Raw genomic sequence first — 19,098 nt, 5'->3', positions numbered from 1 at the left:
ACTCTAGAGGCATGACTCTTCTCGGCGATTTCGTCAGCCAACAGGATTTCGATCTTGACGACTTTCAGCTCCGCGCCTGCCAATCAATTGAGGCAGGGCGGGGCGTTGTCGTCTGTGCACCCACCGGTGCGGGCAAGACCATTGTTGGCGAATTCGCTATTTATGCAGCTCTTGAGCGCGGTGGCAAGTGCTTTTACACCACACCTATCAAGGCGTTGAGCAACCAGAAGTACCACGACCTAGTCGAGGACTACGGCGAGGACCGCGTAGGCCTGCTCACTGGCGACACTTCTATTAATGGCGACGCGGACATCGTGGTGATGACCACCGAGGTGCTGCGCAATATGATTTACGCGAACTCACCGACGCTGAAGAAACTCACGCATGTGGTGATGGACGAGATTCACTACCTCGCAGACCGCGAGCGCGGCGCTGTCTGGGAAGAGGTTATTTTGAACCTCGACCAGTCCGTGGCCGTCATCGGTTTGTCCGCGACGGTGTCCAACTCCGAGGAGTTCGGCCGCTGGCTGTCCACGGTGCGCGGGCACACGGACGTCATTGTCACGGATCTGCGCCCGGTTCCGCTGCATCAGCACATGCTGGTGGGAAACCGTCTCTATCCACTCTTCGAGGCAAAGTCGGACAAGGTCAATCAGGACCTGTTGGAGGCGTGCCGTCGTGCCGAGTTCGGCTACGGCGACGCTGGGGCCAGGGAGCGCTACCAGTACAAGAAGCACAAGGGCGGTGGGCGCTCGTATAGCTGGGGCGATAAGGGGCAGCGCAAGTTCCGTCCGCCGAAGCGCGGCGATGTTATCCGCATGCTCGGCTCCATGAACATGCTGCCCGCGATTGTTTTCATCTTCTCCCGCGCGGGCTGCGAAGGCGCGCTGGCGCAGGTCGGTGCTACGCGCGCAGAGCTCACTGACCGGGATGAGCAGGAGCGCATCGCCAAGATTATCGATGACGGTGTTGCACACATTCCGAAGGAAGATCTGCAGGTTCTCGGTTTCCTGCGCTGGCGCCGCATTCTCATCCGTGGTTTTGCGGCGCACCATGCGGGCATGCTGCCGGCGTTCCGGCACATTGTGGAAGAGCTCTTTAACGAAGGCCTGGTCAAGGTTGTCTTCGCCACCGAGACGCTTGCGCTGGGCATCAACATGCCTGCCCGCACGGTCGTGCTGGAGAAGCTGGTCAAGTTCAACGGCGAAGCACATGTGGATCTCACGCCGGGTCAGTACACGCAGATGACCGGTCGCGCTGGCCGCCGCGGTATCGACACTGTCGGCAATGCAGTGGTGCAGTGGGCCCCGGCAATGGATCCGAAGGCTATCGCAGGGCTGGCATCTACGCGCACATATCCGCTGATTTCCACCTTCGCGCCGAGCTACAACATGAGCGTCAACCTCCTGCAGACGCTCGGCTACGAAGGCTCGAAGCGCGTCATGGAGCGCTCATTCGCCCAGTTCCAGGCGGATGGCGACATTGTCGGAGTCGCCGCCGAACTGTCCAAGGCAAAGCAGGAAGCCGCGGCCCTGCGTGCGGAATTGCTCGGCAGGGGAGCCGATGCGCACGCTGAAGGGGCGGAGGCTGAGGGGTCGTCGTCAAGCGAGGAAGGCAGTTCGCGTGACGACGAGCGCCTAACCCAGATGCTTGAATACCTGGATCTGCGCGCGAAGCTGACCCAGGAGGAGAAGAACGCCAAGCGCCGCAATATTGAAGACCGCCACACGGAAACAGTGACCGCGCTGCGCAGACTCCGTCGAGGCGAGGTTATTCCGCTGCCGAAGGGTAAGAAGGTGCAGCTGGCGGTGGTGTACCGAGAGGACCATTCGAAGTCGAATCCACGTCCCGGTGTCATCAGTGTCGGCGGGTTCGTGGGGCGTGTAGAGCCGCATATCTTCCCAGCGGCGCCGCAGACGGTCGGCGCGATTAAGCTGCCTCGGGATGCGGACCGGCATCCGCGACGTGCGCTCGGAATTGTGCGCGCAGAGATTGGCCGCAAGGGGCTAAAGGGACCAAAGAGGCTGAAGCGTCGCACTGGTGGCAACTCGCCGGCGGTGAGGAAGTTGCGCCAGGAGCTGCGCGAGCATCCGCTACATGGCGATCCTGCGGTGGAGACGATGGCTCGTCACGCCGATACGCTGCGGCAGGCCGAGGCGCATGTGGCCAAGCTGCAGAAGCGCGTCGATTCCGCCTCGGATACATTGGCGCGCACATTCGACCGCATGCTGCAGTTGCTAACACAGATGGACTACGTCGAATGGCCGGAGGGCGCGGAGCCGACAATTACCGAGGAAGGCCTTCGGCTGGCGCAGATTCACAACGGCTCGGATTTGCTGGTGGCCACGTGTCTGCGCCGCGGTATTTGGGATGACCTGGACCCCGCGGAACTGGCCGGTGCGGTGTCGAGCTTGGTCTTTGAAAACCGCAAGGCCAGTCAAGGCAGTGATGAGGTGCCTACCGAGCCGCTGGCCAAGGCGCTGGGGAACACCTACCGCATCTGGGAGGAACTGTCGGAGGATGAGCGCCGTTACCGGCTGCCGGTAACGGACTTGCCGGATATGGCTTTTGCTACGGCAATTCATCAGTGGACTGCGGGTGCACCGCTGGGGTACTGCCTGCAAGCCGCCGCCGAGAGTGGCGCGGAGCTGACCCCGGGCGACTTTGTCCGCTGGTGCCGTCAGGTCATTGACCTGCTGCAGCAGATCAAGAAGACGGGCTACTCCACGGACATTCGCGACAAGTCCGCCGAGGCTATTCAGGCAATTCGCAGGGGCGTAGTGGCGCTGAACAATTAGTTGCCGGTTACGTTGGTCAGCCGAAGCCTCGTCGCCCCGAGGCCACTCAACCGGCGACGGGCACAGGCCGACGGGTACAGTTGGCAACTATGAGCAACGGTATCTTTAGCTTTGGCATCTATCAGCAGCGTCTGGATCGCACTGCGGAGCTACTCCGCAGCCGCGATGCGGACGCTGCAGTCTTTGGAACCGGCGCTGACCTGCAGTATCTCATTGGTTCTGCGGTCACTTCGCATGAACGCCTGACGGCGCTGGTGGTCACTGCATCCGGCACTACCACACTGGTACTGCCCGCCGTGGAGCGCGGGGATCTGCCGCTGTGCGCTATCGGTGATCTCAACGCCGATGTGGTGTTGTGGGAAGACGGAGAGAATCCGCACCGCATTGTCGCCGACTTGGTGGGCCACGTGGGCACCCTCGCAGTGGGCGCTTCGTTGACCGCTGACCACTTGATTCCCATTCAGGATCTCACTGGAGCCAAGACTGTATTGGCCGGAGACCTTCTGAAGGAACTGTTCATGCGCAAGGACGCCGCTGAGATTGATCAGCTGCGCGAGGCCGGCGCCGCTATTGACCGCGTTCACGCTCGTGTGCCGGGTATGCTGCGCGCAGGTCGCACTGAGCGCGAGGTCGCCGATGAGATTTCGGCTGCCATCCTGGAGGAGGGGCACGTCGCCATTGACTTCGTCATTGTCGGCTCCGCTGAAAATGGTGCGAATCCGCACCACGATTTCTCCGACCGCGTCATCGAGGAAGGCGACGTGGTGGTCGTCGATATCGGAGGCACCTTGCCGCTTGGCTACCACTCCGATTGCACGCGCACCTATGTCGTCGGCAAGCCGGGGGAGAAGGAAGCTGCAGCGTGGGCGGCTCTGCGCAAGGCGCAGGAAGCTGCCGTGGCGGCGGTGCGCCCCGGTGTGACGGCTGCAGAGATCGATGCGATTGCGCGTAATAGCCTCACCGCTGCGGGCTACGGCGAGTACTTCATTCACCGCACTGGTCATGGCATTGGCCTGTCCACGCATGAAGAGCCGTTCATTATGGCTGGCAATGAGCTCAAGCTCGAGCCTGGCATGGCGTTTTCGGTGGAGCCGGGTGTGTACCTGCCGGGTGAGTTCGGTATGCGGCTGGAAGACATCATCGTTGTCACCGAAGACGGCGGAGAATCGGTCAATAATGGTCCGCACGATTTAATTACCGTCTAATCGAGGTCTAGAGGAAAGGTATTTTCTAGCGCATGGGACACGTACTCGTTCTTGGTGCCACCAGCGAGATCGGCGGGGAAGTTGCCGCGCGACTGGCCAACCACAACACCTTCACGCTCGCTGCGCGCCGCACTGAGGCGCTCGACGGCATTGCCGGTCGGCTCATCGACTCCGGTGCCGTCGCGGTGCACCGCATCCACTTTGATGCCGATGACATCGCGGCACACCGCCAGTTCGTCGAGCACGCCTGGCAGCACGGTCCCATCGACACGGTGATTGTCGCGTTCGGTATCCTCGGTGATCAACGGAAGTGTGAGGAGTCCGGCGAGGCTGCTGCGGCAGTCATTCATACCGACTTCACGGCACAGGCGTCGATTCTCACTGAGATTGTCGCGCGCATGGAGTCCGACATCGCCGCCGGCACGCTGCCTGTGCGAGATAAGGTCGCGGGCCGCATCATGGCCTTTTCCTCTATCGCAGGTGCCCGCGTGCGCCGCGCCAACTACGTCTACGGTTCGGCGAAGGCCGGCCTCGACGGTTTCCTCCAGGGCATGCAGGACCGCCTGCACGGCAGCCATATTCAGCTGACGATTGTCCGGCCTGGCTTCGTCATCGGCCGCATGACCGAAGGCATGAAGCCGGCACCGATGTCCTCGCGCCCCGCCGAGGTCGCTGAGGCCGCCGTCACCGCTTTCGACGGTCGGAAGCCCCACGTCTGGGTTCCGCGCAAATTGGCATTGCTCGCCCGCGCCACACATCTGACTCCGCGCTGGATTTGGCGGAAGATGCCCCGATGAGCCCAAAGCTTCGCGTCGTCGGCATCGGCTGCGACGGGTACCCTGGCCTATCCGCCCGCGCTGTCGAGGCGTTGTCGTCGGCTCGCCGCATCATTGGCTCTCCCCGTCAGCTCCATTTGCTTGCCGACGTCAACCTGGACGCCGACCTCTCACCTTGGCCAGGTGGCTTCTGGAAGGACTGGCAGGCCACCCTGGCAGATATTGACCCCGCAGTCGATGTCATCCTCGCCAGTGGCGACCCCATGTTCCACGGTGTCGGCGCGTCCCTGGTTCGGGAGCTCGGCCGTGGCGCCGTGGAGGTTATTCCAGCGCCATCGTCAGCCTCATTGGCCTGCGCCTACCTCGGCTGGCCCTTGCATGACACTCCGGTGATTTCGCTGGTGACAGGGGAGCCGGGGCTACCTGGAGCCGCGCGTGTGGTACCGGTAGCGGATTCACTACGGCCCTTCCTGGTGCTGTGCCGAAACGCGGACTCAGTGAAAGAGGTCGCTACGGTTTTAGCCGACCGCCCAGACACCAAGCTCACCGCGCTGACCAATCTCGGCGGCACGGAAGCTACAGGGCTGCCGGAGTCCGTTGCCGCAGGCACGGTGGCGAACCCACCAGTTCCAGCTGGCAACCTCACGGTGCTGGCGGTGGAGCCGTCGGGAAGCGCGCGCGGCTGGCTGCGCGACGGTGACTTTGATTCGGATGGTCAGCTGACGAAGGCGCCGATTCGCCAAATGACGGTCGCTGCATTGGATCCGCGGCCGGGAGCTCTGCTGTGGGATGTCGGCGGTGGCACGGGGTCGATTGGCATTGAGTGGGCTCGGCACGGCGGACGTGCGGAAATTTTCGAGCGCGATGCTGTTCGTGCAGAGCGAATTGCTAAGAATGTGGCGGCTCTGTCTGGCAATGTGACCGTCCACCACGGCGCAGCGCCGGGGGTTTTGGCTGACTCGAATCTTCGCCCAGATGCCATTTTCATCGGCGGAGGTCTCACTGCTGACGGAATGATTGAAACCTGTTGGCAACGCCTTGCCCCGGGTGGCATCATCGTCGCAAACACCGTGACGCTGGAGTCGGAGGCTTTGCTGTGGCAGGCGCGTCGCGACTATGGCGGGGATGTCACCCGGCTTTCCGTGGAGCGCGCAGGTGCAGTCGGCAGTTTCACTGCGTGGCGCCCTGCGTTGCCGGTGGTGCAGTGGGTGGCGGAGAAGCCAGTAGCGCCTGCGCTACCATAGACGTAATATCTCTGTCTAGAAAATATTGAGGACTCTGTAACTCACAATGACTGTGTATTTCATCGGTGCAGGCCCGGGGGCAGCGGATTTGCTGACGCTGCGCGCGGACCGGCTTATTCGTTCCTGCCCAGTGTGTCTTTACGCGGGATCGATTGTCCCGCCTGAGGTGCTGGAAAACTGCCCCGAGGGCGCAGAGATTATCAATACCGCGCGTATGCCGCTGGATACCATCATCGAGACCATTCAGGCGGCACATGCGGCGGGCAAGGATGTCGCACGCCTGCAGTCCGGTGACCCGTCGGTGTGGTCGGCGCTGGCAGAGCAGGTTCGTCGTCTCAGCGAGCTCGGCATTGACTACGAAATCGTTCCGGGTGTGCCGGCATTTTCCGCGGCGGCGGCCGCTCTGGGCCACGAGCTCACGGTGCCAACCGTTGGTCAGTCAGTGGTGCTGACTCGTATCTCCGGGCGCGCTTCCAAGATGCCGGAGGGCGAAACCTTGGAGAACTTCGGTCGCACGGGCGCGACCCTGTGCATTCACTTGGCCGCCCACGATATTGACCGTGTGGTTGAGGAGCTCACCCCGCATTATGGTGAGCACGGCCCGGTGGCAGTGGTAGCTTTCGCATCCCGTCCGGAACAGGTTATTCTCCGCGGTACGCTGGCTGATATTGCGCAGCAGGTCAAGGATGCAGGTGTGACTCGTACGGCTGTCATCATTGTCGGCAAGGTGCTCACCGCCGAGGCGTTCCCGGATAGCTACCTCTACAGCGATGATCGCCCACGCGATGAATACGGACGGACCATCCCATGCGTGCACTAATACTGGGTGGAACTGCTGAAGCCCGCGCCCTGGCCAAGCGCCTAGTGGGCGAGGGCTGGTTTGTCACCTCGTCACTGGCCGGTCGCGTTTCCAACCCCAAGCTGCCCGTCGGCAATGTCCGTATCGGCGGTTTTGGCGGTCCCGCAGGACTGACTCGATGGCTAATCTCCGATGCCACTGAAGTCATCATCGATGCCACGCATCCGTATGCAGAACAGATCAGCGAATCTGCTGCTGAAGCTGCCCGCGCCACCGGTATTCCGCTCGTTGCGCTGCATCGCCCTGCGTGGGAGAAGCAGCCAGGAGACAACTGGATTGAGGTGTCCTCCATGCAGGAGGCCGCGGACGTTGTTGCCGACCGTTTCTACAGCCCGTTTCTCACTATTGGCCGTCAGCAGCTTGCTCCATTTACCGGTGACTCCAACGGCCGTTACCTCATTCGCTGTGTGGAACAGCCCGCGCCGCCGCTGCCGAAGAATCGGAAGATTATTCTCAGCCGTGGGCCCTACGAAGTCGCAGCGGAGCGCAAGCTCATGCGGGATTACGCCGTGGACTGCGTGGTGACCAAAAACTCCGGTGGTGCTGCTACCTACGCAAAGATTGAGGCAGCCCGCGACCTAAAGAAGCCGGTCGTTATCGTGCAGCGTCCGCAGCTGCCCGGCGCGGATATCGCCACCGTCGCCACAACGGTGGATGAGGCGTACAACGCCGTCATCCGCCGGGCGTAGCGGCTAACGCAGCAACTCGCCAGTTCCGCTGGTGCCGCCCTCCCCGTAGTGACGTGCGGTGTAGACCCGAGTGGTCTTGCCGGCACGATACGCCTTCGTCGACGACGAACCGATAATCACCATGGTTCGCATATCGACGACATCCGGATCGAACTCCGCCAACGTGGTCACGGTAACGTTTTCCTGCTCCGAGCCAACTGCCCGTGCCACAATCACAGGCGTTGTCGGCTCGCGGTATTCCAAAGCCAAGGCTCGTAGCTCTCGGATCTGCCATCTCCGCGACTTGGATGCCGGGTTGTAAACAGCAAATGCCATGTCTGCTCCGGCTACGGCACGCACTCGCTTAACGACGACCTCCCAGGGCTTCAACCTGTCGGAGAGACTGAGCATCGCAAAGTCATGGCCAAGGGGAGCGCCCACTCGACTTGCGACAGCCTGAGCCGCAGTCATGCCTGGCACGACTCGAACTGGAATGTCTCGCCACATATCGTCATCAGCGACTTCCAGCACTGCGGCCGCCATAGCGAAGACCCCCGGGTCACCGGAACTGACCACCGCAACTCGACCTCCACGCTTGGCGATATCCAGCGCCATAGTGGCTCGCTCTGCCTCTACGCGGTTGTCTGAGAGGTGGCGGCGTTGCCCGGCGCGCTCAGGAACCCGGTTGATGTAGGTGGAGTAGCCCACCAGATCCGTGGCTCGGGCCAGTTCCTCGGTGACTTCTGGGGTGGTCCAGCGCTCCGCACCCGGGCCTAGGCCGACAACGACGACTTCACCAACTGCTGGGGCAGCCGACTCAGTCGCCGTATCGGTGACTGTATCGCTCGCCGCATCATTAGCTGGCTCAGGCGCCCCAGAAACACTCCGTTCAGTTCCGTAGACAGCGGAAGGCACGACGGCTACTGCGAAGTACGGAACTTTCTCCGGGCCTGCATCGGCCAGCGGGTAGCTGGTGTGCTCATTCATGGTTGCTCGCTCGACAACGTAGGCGCGCTCGAGCATGCCTGCGGACTGCAACGCTGTACGAACCTTCTCAACGTTTTTCCCCAGCTTCATAATGACTACACAGTCTGAGGCGTCAAGAACCGCAGCGATGCGCTCGGAATCAGCGGTGGCGGGAACAACGCTGACGATTTCGGTAGCCTCGCCGAGCGGCTGACCAATCTCTGCTGCCGCCGCAGTAATGCTGGCCACTCCAGGGACAATCTCAGTGGGAAAGTCCTCGCTGAGGGCGTGATGCAGATGCTGGTACGAGCTATAGAGCATCGGGTCACCGAGCGAAAGAACTGCAACACTTCGTCCCTCGGCCAAGTGCTTGTGCAGGCGAGCAGTGGCCTCTGCATAGAAACCGGCGAGCTGCTCGCGATAGTCGGCTGGGCGCCCGGTGGTCACCGGGTATTGCAATTGTTCTTCCACGGCAGCGTCGTCACGCGCGTCAATCAGTTCGGCGGCGATTGAGCGCGCCGTGGAACGTCCGTGAGTGCCGGCATGGTAGGCGATGACATCGGCTGTGCGGATGATGTCGGCACCGCGGAGTGTAATGAGACCTGCGTCGCCGGGACCGAGTCCGACGCCGTAGAGATGACCAGGCTGAGCACTGTAGGAGCCGGACATGGTTTAGATGATCTCCTTTGCGGTGGCAATGGCATTGAGGGCAGCACAGGTGATAGCCGAGCCACCGCGACGGCCGGTGACGGTGATGTACTTCAGCTCTGGGTTTTCGGCACCGGAGTCGATAGTGGCCTGCTTTGATTCCGCGGCACCGACGAAGCCCACTGGCATGGACAAAATGGCAGCGGGCATGGGGAAGGAGCCTTCATTGATACGGTTAAGCAAGTGGAAGAGAGCGGTAGGAGCGTTGCCGATGGCGACGACCGCGCCCTCTAGGCGTGGCTTCCACAGCTCCACGGCGGCAGCAGTGCGCGTGGTGCCGAGTTCTTGAGCCAGTTCGGGGACGCGCTCATCACGCAGCAGGCAGATGACCTCGTTGTCAGCAGGTAAGCGCTTGCGGGTAATACCCGAGGCGATCATGTTGACATCGGTGAAGATAGGAGCGCCTTCCTCGAGAGCCTGGCGAGCTGCGCGCACAGCTCCCGTGGAAAAGACGATGTCCTTGGCCAGGTCGGTCTGACCTGCTGCGTGAATCATTCTGACAGCGACGGTTTCCTCATCGGCATCGAAGCGGGAAAGATCGCTTTCTTCGCGAATGATGGCAAACGAGTTGCGGTAAATATCCGCACCGTCGGTGTTGTACTCAAAGCGCTTCATAGGCTTAAAGCCTAGTCCACAGCAGTGACTTCGTATTCTCCGTCCCCGGTGGCGAGATAGTCGAAGTAACCGCCCTTGGGCTTGCCGCAGCGACGCTCACAACCGGAGAAGTGCACGCGCCCCTCGGGCAGTCGGCCATCGGCAATTGCGTGAGAAGCATCGCCGCGGGTGTCAGCCAGAGACTTTTTGCAGCCGGGGCGTCCGGTGCAGGCGCTGACGCGCAGCCAGGTGGACTTCCGGTCGAAGATCAGGCCATTGGGCGCCAATACCTTGACGACCTGTTCGGCAACTTCCTCTTCCAAATCGTGCAGAATCAGCGAGTACCACGGAGTGATGTGCACCGGCACCTGAGTGTGCGAAATCGCACGGGCCAGACGCGCTGGGAGGACGCCAAAGCGCAGGCCAGCGGCCAGGCTAACCAGGCCATCCGGCTGGTCTATCCAACCGATCTGGCGGGACAGCCCGGCGGTGGCATCGAAGCTCTCAGCCGGGGTCGGCTCCTGGCGACGGACTCGGGCGCCCAATTCCTCGATTACGGCATCGACAATGCGCTCGGCCGCATTGGCTTCCGCGATGCGCCAGGCTGAACCACGGCTGTCATTCCACACCTTCGCTGTGGTGATGAGAGCCTCCACGACGTCGTCACGCGAGACGACAAGCCCCGAGGTCGCGCCACCAATGATGAGTTCGAACGTGCTCTCATCGTGGGCGACAACGCCGAAGTCGGGGCGCTCACCGAGCACGTCACCGCGGCCGTCGTCGAAAGCCATGAGTGTGCGACCTGGCAGTGTTGCCAGCGACGGCTCCGCGATGAGAGCCTTGTCGAACTCTTGAACCAGGTCACGAACATCAGCTTTACCGCCGACGCGACCGGACAGCGGCGACTGAAGAACGTTGCGTACGCGGTCGTGGCTCGTGGAGGGAACCAGCTTCTCTTCTTCTGCGGCATCGGCGAATGCGCCGGTGTTGGTGATGCCACGAATCTGAACATTGCCGCGGGAAGTGAAGTGAATATCGCCATCACCGAAGTTTTCGGCCAGATCGGCGAGTACGGCAAAGCCCGGCGCGGGGAGAAAACCTCCGGGGAAGCGAAGGCGACCAATTGCGCCATCAGCTGCGATATGAACCTTTCGGGTGCCGGGGCAGCCGTCCTGACGAGTGCGGGTTCCTTGATCAGATGCAGTCATACTCTCAAGAATACGCAAACACACACAGAGCTGAGCCCCCGAAAACAGGGGCACATTATCCAGCCCCTTTCCAGCCCAACGAAACCATCCTGAAGTGGAGTTTTCATACCCCTCCGCAAAAACATACAAATTCTTCACTGAAAATCCACCGATCTACCTTTTTAAAACCTTATTGTTTTTATAACCTAACTTCCTCTGAATTAAGGGAAGTTTTCATTGGGTTTTCAATCTGGGGTTATTCAGGAGATTTCATGCCACATCACGACGCTGAAGCACTCACGCACGAGGCACACGACACCGTCGGCACCGGCCGTGCCTCGACACAGACACGCTCTGCTTCACGACGAAACCGTCGCACAATCCGAACGGGAATCGGGGTAGCGCTAGCAGGTCTTATGACCATCGGCCTGGCTACACCTGCAAACGCACAGCCACTAAACATCCCGGGCCTATCGGATAGTGGGCTGGCGGATAAGGTGTCGTCGTCAAGCGCAAACCGCGAACTGCCTGGTTTCGGCCATGTACCGAACCCGAATATGGAGAGGCTACTCGGCATCGAGAAAGACGATGAGGAGTCTGGTAGCGAGGGCGCAGGCAGGCAGCTGACCCCGGAACAGGCTCGCGTGGCCGCAGCCTCTCCGCTGAATTCTCTGCCGCTGACCCCGTCGCGCACGGCAAATGCCGGCATGCTGGTCAGCAGTGAGGATGCCGAGATGATGGTGAACGACAAGCTGTGGAATGTGGATGCCAAGCGTATTCACTACAACTCCACGGATTCCCTCGGAAATCCCAGTGTGGACACAGCCCTTGTGGTGACGCCGAAGACGGAGTGGAAGGGCAGCGGTCCGCGTCCGGTCGTCGCAATCGCGCCGGGCACGCAGGGTGGCGCGGAAAAGTGCGACCCCTCGGTATCCTCGCAGACCGGCCTAAAGATTGAGTTCGGTCCGTTGGACATTATTGCTCCATACGAGACGATCCCGATGGTCGCGAACTTGAAGCGAGGCGCGACTGTGGTGATGATCGACCACCACCGCAATTCCCAGGGTAACCAGGACTACGTCGACAACATCGCCTCGGCACAGTCACTGTTTGATGCCGTGTCTGCCTCACACGAGCTCGGCGTGGACAAAAATGCGCCCGTGGGAATTTATGGCTACTCCCAGGGTGGCTCCGCAGCCGCTGCAGCCGCTGAGCGTGCAGGTGTCTACGCTCCAGAGCTCAACGTCGCCGCATCTGCCGCCGGCGGCCCGCCGTCCGATCTCGCAAACGTCCTCGACCAGATTGATGGCACTACGCTGACCGCCGCGATTGCACTGGCAATCAATTCTGTCCTGGATAAGGATCCGGAGCTGCGCCGAGTCCTCAAGGAAGAAATCAGCCCCGAAGGCAAAGAACTGCTGGACAACGTAGGCAACTACTGCGCGGGTGGCTTGGGTTTCCATCACTCGTTTGAAACCACTGACCAGTACACGACTAGCGGTGAGTCACTCAGCGAGATGATTAAGCGCTACGAGCCGGTACAGAAGGAACTCGCACGCCAGCGCGTCGGCAACTTCGTCCCCAATGCGCCGGTGTACCTCTACTCGGGTGAGCATGATGACATCATCCCCATCAACCAGGTTCGCAAGCTGCGCGATTCCTGGCTGAATCTCGGCTTCACCGACCTGGAGTACGTCGAAAACACGACTTCACCGGTGCTACCGAAGACGGGCATTAACCATATCGTTCCGATGCTCGCGGAACTGACTAATGCCACCGACTTCCTCTGGTCCCACTTCCCAGATCAGCCGGCGGAGCAGTCGCTGGAACTCTAGCAATAGCCCCTGCAGTAGAGTGATGGAGAAATCCACTGCCATGCCGCTGACGAGAAGCTCGGTGAAAATCCGCACGGTCGCGCCACTGTCACAGTCAGACCTCGTCATCGGTTAGAAGGCAGACTCCCGCCGACCGGGGACGCGTTGCTCCCCAGGAAGTGAATGACTACACCGTGATTATGCTGCTGTCGACCTCGGATACCGACCTTCTGTCCGCCCGCGCGGCCGCTCAGGCCAACCCGGAGGTGTCCTACCGTTGGGCAAACCCGGCGCGTCTGCTCGACGATGATTTGCCCACGCTTGCCGACGGCGCCGATGTCGTCATCATCCGACTTCTCGGTGGCCGCCGCGCCTGGGAATCCGGCATCGACTACTTTGTGAACTCCGGTATTCCCACCGTCCTCGTCTCCGGTGAGCAGGCACCCGATGCCGAACTCACCGAGTATTCGACAGTTCCCGCAAACGTCGCCACGCAAACGCACATTTACCTGGCGGAAGGCGGCGCAAAGAACCTCGCACAGCTGCACAATTTCCTGTCGGACACACTGCTTCTGACCGGTCTTGGCTTTGAAGAGCCCACTCGCATGCCGGCCTGGGGTTTCCTGGAGCGCGACTCCAAGGTGGCCACGGAAGATTCCCGCGGCACCGTCGGCATTATTTACTACCGCGCCCAGCACCTGGCGGGAAATACGCACTACATTGAGGCGCTTGCTGACGCGGTCGAGGCTCGCGGCTACGTCGCCAAGCCTATCTTCGCCGCGTCCCTGCGCACCGCCAGCGATGAACTGCTGGCAGAGCTAGCTTCCTGCGACGCGCTCATCACCACGGTGCTCGCCGCTGGCGGCAACCGCCCGGCACTCGCGCAGGCCGGCCAGGACGATGACGGCTGGGATGTCGCCGCACTCGCAGACCTGAACATTCCCATCATCCAGGGTTTGGCCCTGACTTCGTCCAAGGCGGCATGGGAGGACAACGACGAAGGTCTGTCGCCGCTGGACGTCGCAACACAGGTCGCCGTCCCCGAATTCGACGGCCGCATCATCTCGGTCGCGTTCTCGTTTAAGGAAATCGACTCCGACGAGCTCATTTCCTACGTCCCGGATCTCGAGCGCTGCGACCGCCTCGCCGGCATCGCCACCCGTTACGCCGCACTTCGCCATATTGACAACGCCGACAAGCGCGTCGCCGTCATGCTCTCTGCGTACCCGACCAAGCACGCCCGCATCGGCAACGCTGTCGGTCTGGACACGCCGGCATCCACGTTGAAGGTGCTGCACGCGCTTGCCGACGCCGGATACAACCTCGGCGACACCACCAAAATCCCCGGATATGCCACCGCCGAGGATGGTGCCGATGAACCAGATGCGTTCATGCACGCCATCATCGAGGCCGGCGGCCAGGACCCGGACTGGCTGACCGAAGAGGTTATGGAGGCAGCCGAGCTTCGCCTGCCCGCTGCCACCTACGAGAAGTTCTTCGCTACCTTGCCGGAAGAACTTCGCTCCGACATGCAGGACAAGTGGGGTGCCGCGCCGGGAACCCTGTACGTCCACCCGGATACCCAGGACATCTACATTGCGGGCCTGACCTTCGGCAATGTCGTGGTCATGGTGCAGCCACCGCGCGGTTTCGGTGACAACCCGGTGGGTATCTACCACGACCCGGATCTGCCGCCGACGCACCATTACCTGGCCTGCTACCGCTTCCTGTCGCTGCCGCAGGCGCAGGGCGGTTTCGGCGCCGATGCCGTGGTTCACATGGGCAAGCACGGCAACCTGGAGTGGCTGCCGGGCAAGACCGTCGGCCTTTCCGCTTCCTGCGGCCCGGATGCTGCCATCGGCGAGCTGCCAATGATCTACCCCTTCCTGGTCAACGACCCGGGCGAAGGCACACAGGCCAAGCGCCGTGCTCACGCCACGCTTGTCGACCACCTCATTCCGCCAATGGCCCGCGCCGAATCCTACGGTGACATCACCCGTCTGGAACAGCTTCTCGACGAGCACCAGAACATCTCCGCCATGGATCCGGCCAAGCTGCCGGCCATCCGCCAGGAGATTTGGACGCTGCTGACCGCCGCGAAGATGGACCGCGACCTCGGCTGGGACGAGCGCCCGGACGAGGAGGTCTTCGATGACATGCTCATGCATGTCGACGGCTGGCTCTGCGAGATTAAGGACGTCGCCATCCGCGGTGGCCTCCACGTGCTCAGCCAGGCACCGGAAGACGAATCTCTAATCGGCACTGTGACCACCATGTTGCGCGCCCGCCAGCTGTGGGGCGGCAAGCAGACCCTGCCGGGCCTGCGCGAAGCTCTCGGCCTGGCCGAGGACGGCACCGATGAACGCCACGCTGTGGACTCTATCGATGCACTGGCTACGGCGCTGGTAACCGCCGTGGTGAAGAATCCCGACCAACCGGTGACACAGATCGCGGCTGATGTGCTCGGCTCCGAGGAATTTGCCGATATCGCGGCACCAAACGGCCTCGACCAGGTCGTCGAGCTGCTGCAGTTCACCCGCGACGAAATTCTCCCGCGCCTGGCTGCTACCAGCGAGGAGATCCCACGCATTCTTTCTGCTCTCGATGGCGAATTCGTCCCGGCTGGCCCCTCCGGCTCACCGTTGCGTGGCCTGGTCAACGTGCTGCCGACTGCCCGCAACTTCTACTCGGTTGACCCCAAGGCGGTGCCGTCGCGCCTGGCTTGGGAAACCGGTGTTAACCTCGCCGATGGCCTGATTGAGCGCTACCGCGCCGACCACGGTGAGTACCCCAAGTCGGTTGGTCTGTCGGTGTGGGGCACTTCCGCCATGCGTACCTCGGGCGATGACATCGCCGAGGTGCTCGCGTTGATTGGTGTGCATCCGGTGTGGGATGACGCATCTCGCCGTATTGTCGGCCTTGAGCCGATTCCGCTGGAGGAGCTGGGCCGCCCGCGCATTGACGTGACCGTCCGTATTTCCGGCTTCTTCCGTGATGCGTTTCCACATGTTATCGACCTTTTGGATGATGCGTTTCAGCTCGTCGTCAAGCTTGATGAATCCGATGAGGACAACTACGTGCGCGCCCATGCGAAGGCCGACCAGCAGGAGCGCCCGCGTCGCATCTTCGGTTCCAAGCCGGGCACCTATGGAGCTGGCCTGCTGCAGCTGATCGATTCCGGTTCCTGGCGCGATGACGCGGACCTGGCAAAGGTCTACACGACCTGGGGTGGCTACGCCTATGGCCGCGGTGTCGATGGGGAAGAGGCAGCTGACGACATGAAGACGGCCTACCGCCGTATTCAGGTTGCCGCGAAGAATGCCGATACCCGCGAGCACGATATCGCCGACTCCGATGACTACTTCCAGTTCCACGGCGGCATGATCGCCACGGTCCGTGCACTGACGGGTTCCGCTCCAGAGGCGTATGTGGGAGATTCCACGCGCCCGGACGCCGTGCGCACCCGCACCCTGCACGAGGAGACTCGACGCGTCTTCCGAGCCCGCGTAGTCAACCCACGCTGGATGCAGGCCATGCGTAACCACGGCTACAAGGGCGCCTTCGAAATGGCCGCAACCGTCGACTACCTCTTCGGTTACGACGCGACGGCGCAGGTCATGGATGACTGGATGTACGAAACGCTTACCGACGAGTACGTTGCGAACCCGGAAAACCGCGAGTTCTTTGAACAGTCGAATCCGTGGGCTTTGCACGATATTTCCGAGCGCCTGATGGAGGCCGCCGAGCGCGGTATGTGGGAAAACCCCGACCAGGAACGCATGGATCTGCTGCGCCAGACCTACCTGGATACAGAGGGCGACTTGGAGGAGCGCGCTGACCGGTAGGCGACCGCTAGTCGTCGTCTAACCGGCCGATAGCCGTAACCACTTGCTCATCTAGTGGCGGTTACACTGGGGAACTATGAGCAAGTGGTTCACAATTATTTACCTCATCGCCGAGATTGCGGCCTTTATCGCACTTGGTGAATGGATTGGCTATGGCTGGACCGTCCTGCTGGTTCTGGGTCTATTCATTCTGGGATTGGTTTTCGCCGCTATCGAGTTCAAGCGCATCTACCAGAAGTTGCTGCTGGATACTTCTCGTACTCTTACTGAGTACGGACAGAAGCATCCGGAGGAGGCAATCAAGCGCTCGGCAAAGGGCGCGGGACACTTTGTGGCTGACTCGGCAATTCTGTTGGTTGGCTCTTGGCTGATTGCCCTGCCGGGCGTCGTCACCACCGTTGTTGGTTTCCTCATGGTGCTACCGCCGACTCGCTGGCTGATTCGTAAGAGCGGATCGGTGGCGCTGCTCAACGGACTCCGCAACTTCAGTGACCGCAGCATGATGGTGGTCTCTCAGTACGGCATGAACCCCGGTGCTCCAGGAACTGGCGCTGGTGCTGGCGGTTTTTCGGGTTTCCCTGGATTCTCTGGTGGTTTCCCGGGTGCGGATGGCAAGGCCTTCCCACAGGATAAAATCGTCCCACCGGCACCGGACAACGCCTGGGATGATGACCAGGACGACAGCGACAAGCGCTAACTCAAAAACTCGCAAACGTAGAGAGTTCTCTTATACAAGTGCACACTAACCGCCAAGCGCGCTCCAGCGAGCACGGGAACGTCGCTCAGAAAGACGCTTCGAAAGACACTCCGGAGAATCCGAATCGCTGGCAGGCGCGCTTTCGCGCGCTCACACCACTAAAGCAGCGCCTCGTTCTCGCCTTCATTGCAATCCTCGCTGGTGGATTGCAATTCTTAAGCTATGCGCCCATGAGCTGGTGGTGGACGGCCTGGATCGGCCTCGCCCTGCTCATTTTTGCCTACTTCTGCGCAGCCGATTGGAAATCCAGCGTAGTGGTGGGCTTCAGCTGGGCAACAGCGACGGCACTTTTCTCACTGCCGTGGATCGGCTCCTTCGTCGGCATTGGCCCCTACGTGGCGCTCTCAATTGTGCTGGGTCTCCTGACAATTCCGGCGGCGCTTGCGATGTGGCTGATTGCCCAATCCAGTTTCCCCCTCGCGCTGAAGCTCCCTGGCATGGCCGCTGCGCTCGTGGCAGGGGAGGCGCTGCTAGCCCGCTGGCCTTTCGGAGGCTTCCCCTGGCTCCGCGTTGCCTGGGGGCAGGTCGACGGCCCGCTGGCCCCAGCAGTGGCAATCGGCAGCACTGCATTGGTCACTTTCCTCGCTGCTTGCGTTGGTGCGGGACTGGTCGCGCTCACGCTACGTTCCTATGCAACCTCCGCTGCGCTTTTGGTGGGAGCGTTATTCGTCGGCTGGGTTCTTCCTGCGTGGACCCAACCACTGCCTGAGCCTACGGCCGCTGACAACACCCGTGTCGCGGTTATCCAGGGCAATGTTCCTCGCCTCGGTTTAGAGTTCAATGCCCAGCGCCGCGCAGTCCTGCAAAACCACGCCGATGCCACCAATGAGCTGGCACGACGTGTCCACCAAGGTAAGGAACAGCAACCGGATATCGTCATCTGGCCCGAAAACTCCTCCGATGTCAGCCCGTTTACGGATGGGGAAGCGGCACGCATTATCGAAAACGCCGCGATGAATATTGGCGCTCCCATCGTGGTCGGCACCTTTACCTACACCGATGGGGTGCAAAACACCATGGTGGTCTGGGATCCGCAGACCGGCCCCGGCGACCAGCACGAGAAAATCTATCTCCAGCCCTTCGGCGAAACCATGCCATTCCGCGAGCTACTGCGCCACTTTTCCGACATGGTCGCTCACGCCGGAGACATGACTCCGGGCAACGGCGATGCCGTGGTCACAACGCCAGGCACAGATGGTTTAAAGAAGGTCAATCTAGGCGTGGCCACCTGTTACGAAGTGGTCTTCGATGGCGCCTTCCGCAACGCGGTCAACCACGGCGCAACCATGCTGGCCACGCCCACAAATAACGCCACCTTCGGTTTCACCGACATGACCTACCAACAGCTGGCCATGAGCCGCATGCGAGCCATGGAGTTCCAACGCTCCACGGCCGTCGCCGCAACCAGCGGTGTGAGCGCGATTGTGGATGCGCACGGAGACGTCGTAAAGCAGAGCAAAATCTTCGAGCAGAAGGTACTCACTGAAACTCTGCCTCAGTACGCCCACCTGACTTTTGCAGCCCGCTTCGAGACGTGGATTGAAGGTCTACTGACCGCATTCGGTATTCTTTGTGTGGTTGGTGCCGTCCTGCGTCGCCGTGGCGGAGATGCCAGGGCAGGCGCAGATGAAGTTGATGGCCGGGATACTGAGCAGAACATGCACTAAGGAGAATCAC

General features: G+C 61.4%; 13 protein-coding genes. 10 read left to right on the top strand and 3 right to left on the bottom strand.

Annotation, left to right across the window (positions count from 1 at the left end; genetic code table 11):
- Positions 1–11: 11 nt before the first annotated feature.
- The 6 genes from HMPREF2849_RS05125 to HMPREF2849_RS05100 all read left to right on the top strand — a co-directional run bounded on the left by HMPREF2849_RS05125 (position 12) and on the right by HMPREF2849_RS05100 (position 7,571).
- Positions 12–2,798, top strand: coding sequence for a DEAD/DEAH box helicase (locus tag HMPREF2849_RS05125; RefSeq protein WP_070862688.1), 2,787 nt, complete (start codon positions 12–14; stop codon positions 2,796–2,798).
- 89 nt (positions 2,799–2,887) lie between these two features.
- On the top strand, positions 2,888–4,003 hold the full coding sequence (locus HMPREF2849_RS05120) for a M24 family metallopeptidase (RefSeq protein WP_069359532.1): 1,116 nt from the start codon (positions 2,888–2,890) through the stop codon (positions 4,001–4,003).
- Between the two features lie 32 nt (positions 4,004–4,035).
- A complete protein-coding gene (locus tag HMPREF2849_RS05115; protein ID WP_070602640.1) occupies positions 4,036–4,800 on the top strand; it encodes an SDR family NAD(P)-dependent oxidoreductase in 765 nt (254 codons plus the stop codon).
- Positions 4,797–6,023: a bifunctional cobalt-precorrin-7 (C(5))-methyltransferase/cobalt-precorrin-6B (C(15))-methyltransferase gene (locus HMPREF2849_RS05110; RefSeq protein ID WP_070429699.1), complete on the top strand. Its 1,227-nt coding sequence runs from the start codon at positions 4,797–4,799 to the stop codon at positions 6,021–6,023. The genes HMPREF2849_RS05115 and HMPREF2849_RS05110 overlap by 4 nt, the downstream gene beginning before the upstream one ends.
- 46 nt (positions 6,024–6,069) lie before the next feature.
- Complete coding sequence (gene cobM, locus HMPREF2849_RS05105; protein ID WP_048734069.1) at positions 6,070–6,843, top strand: precorrin-4 C(11)-methyltransferase; 774 nt, start codon at positions 6,070–6,072, stop codon at positions 6,841–6,843.
- Complete coding sequence (locus HMPREF2849_RS05100; protein ID WP_070862687.1) at positions 6,831–7,571, top strand: cobalt-precorrin-6A reductase; 741 nt, start codon at positions 6,831–6,833, stop codon at positions 7,569–7,571. Before cobM ends, HMPREF2849_RS05100 begins: the two co-directional genes overlap by 13 nt.
- A 3-nt stretch (positions 7,572–7,574) precedes the next feature.
- On the opposite strand, the gene cobJ is transcribed toward HMPREF2849_RS05100, so the two are convergent.
- From cobJ to cobG, 3 genes are read right to left on the bottom strand one after another with little or no spacing between them, the layout of a single operon-like run.
- Positions 7,575–9,185, bottom strand: coding sequence for a precorrin-3B C(17)-methyltransferase (cobJ, locus tag HMPREF2849_RS05095; protein WP_070862686.1), 1,611 nt, complete (start codon positions 9,183–9,185; stop codon positions 7,575–7,577).
- A 3-nt stretch (positions 9,186–9,188) separates the two neighbouring features.
- On the bottom strand, positions 9,189–9,839 hold the full coding sequence (locus HMPREF2849_RS05090; RefSeq protein WP_070862685.1) for a precorrin-8X methylmutase: 651 nt from the start codon (positions 9,837–9,839) through the stop codon (positions 9,189–9,191).
- An 11-nt stretch (positions 9,840–9,850) separates the two neighbouring features.
- Positions 9,851–11,026, bottom strand: coding sequence for a precorrin-3B synthase (gene cobG, locus HMPREF2849_RS05085; RefSeq protein WP_070862684.1), 1,176 nt, complete (start codon positions 11,024–11,026; stop codon positions 9,851–9,853).
- A 251-nt stretch (positions 11,027–11,277) separates the two neighbouring features.
- On the opposite strand from cobG, the gene HMPREF2849_RS05080 reads away from it, so the two are divergent.
- The 4 genes from HMPREF2849_RS05080 (at position 11,278) to lnt (ending at position 19,088) form a co-directional block, all read left to right on the top strand.
- Positions 11,278–12,840, top strand: a complete 1,563-nt coding sequence (locus HMPREF2849_RS05080; RefSeq protein ID WP_049170527.1) for a lipase family protein — start codon at positions 11,278–11,280, stop codon at positions 12,838–12,840.
- Between the two features lie 173 nt (positions 12,841–13,013).
- Positions 13,014–16,664 carry a cobaltochelatase subunit CobN gene (gene cobN, locus HMPREF2849_RS05075; protein WP_070862683.1) on the top strand — a complete coding sequence of 1,217 codons (3,651 nt, stop codon included), beginning with the start codon at positions 13,014–13,016 and terminating at the stop codon, positions 16,662–16,664.
- A gap of 76 nt (positions 16,665–16,740) precedes the next feature.
- On the top strand, positions 16,741–17,361 hold the full coding sequence (locus tag HMPREF2849_RS05070) for an FxsA family protein (RefSeq protein ID WP_016422814.1): 621 nt from the start codon (positions 16,741–16,743) through the stop codon (positions 17,359–17,361).
- A gap of 38 nt (positions 17,362–17,399) precedes the next feature.
- On the top strand, positions 17,400–19,088 hold the full coding sequence (gene lnt, locus HMPREF2849_RS05065; RefSeq protein WP_070862682.1) for an apolipoprotein N-acyltransferase: 1,689 nt from the start codon (positions 17,400–17,402) through the stop codon (positions 19,086–19,088).
- Positions 19,089–19,098 lie beyond the last annotated feature (10 nt).

The sequence above is a fragment of the Corynebacterium sp. HMSC073B01 genome, from assembly GCF_001838255.1.
GTDB lineage: Bacteria > Actinomycetota > Actinomycetes > Mycobacteriales > Mycobacteriaceae > Corynebacterium > Corynebacterium jeikeium_D.
The sequence above is the reverse complement of the archived record's forward strand: the minus strand, read 5'-3'. Positions and strand labels throughout refer to the sequence as shown.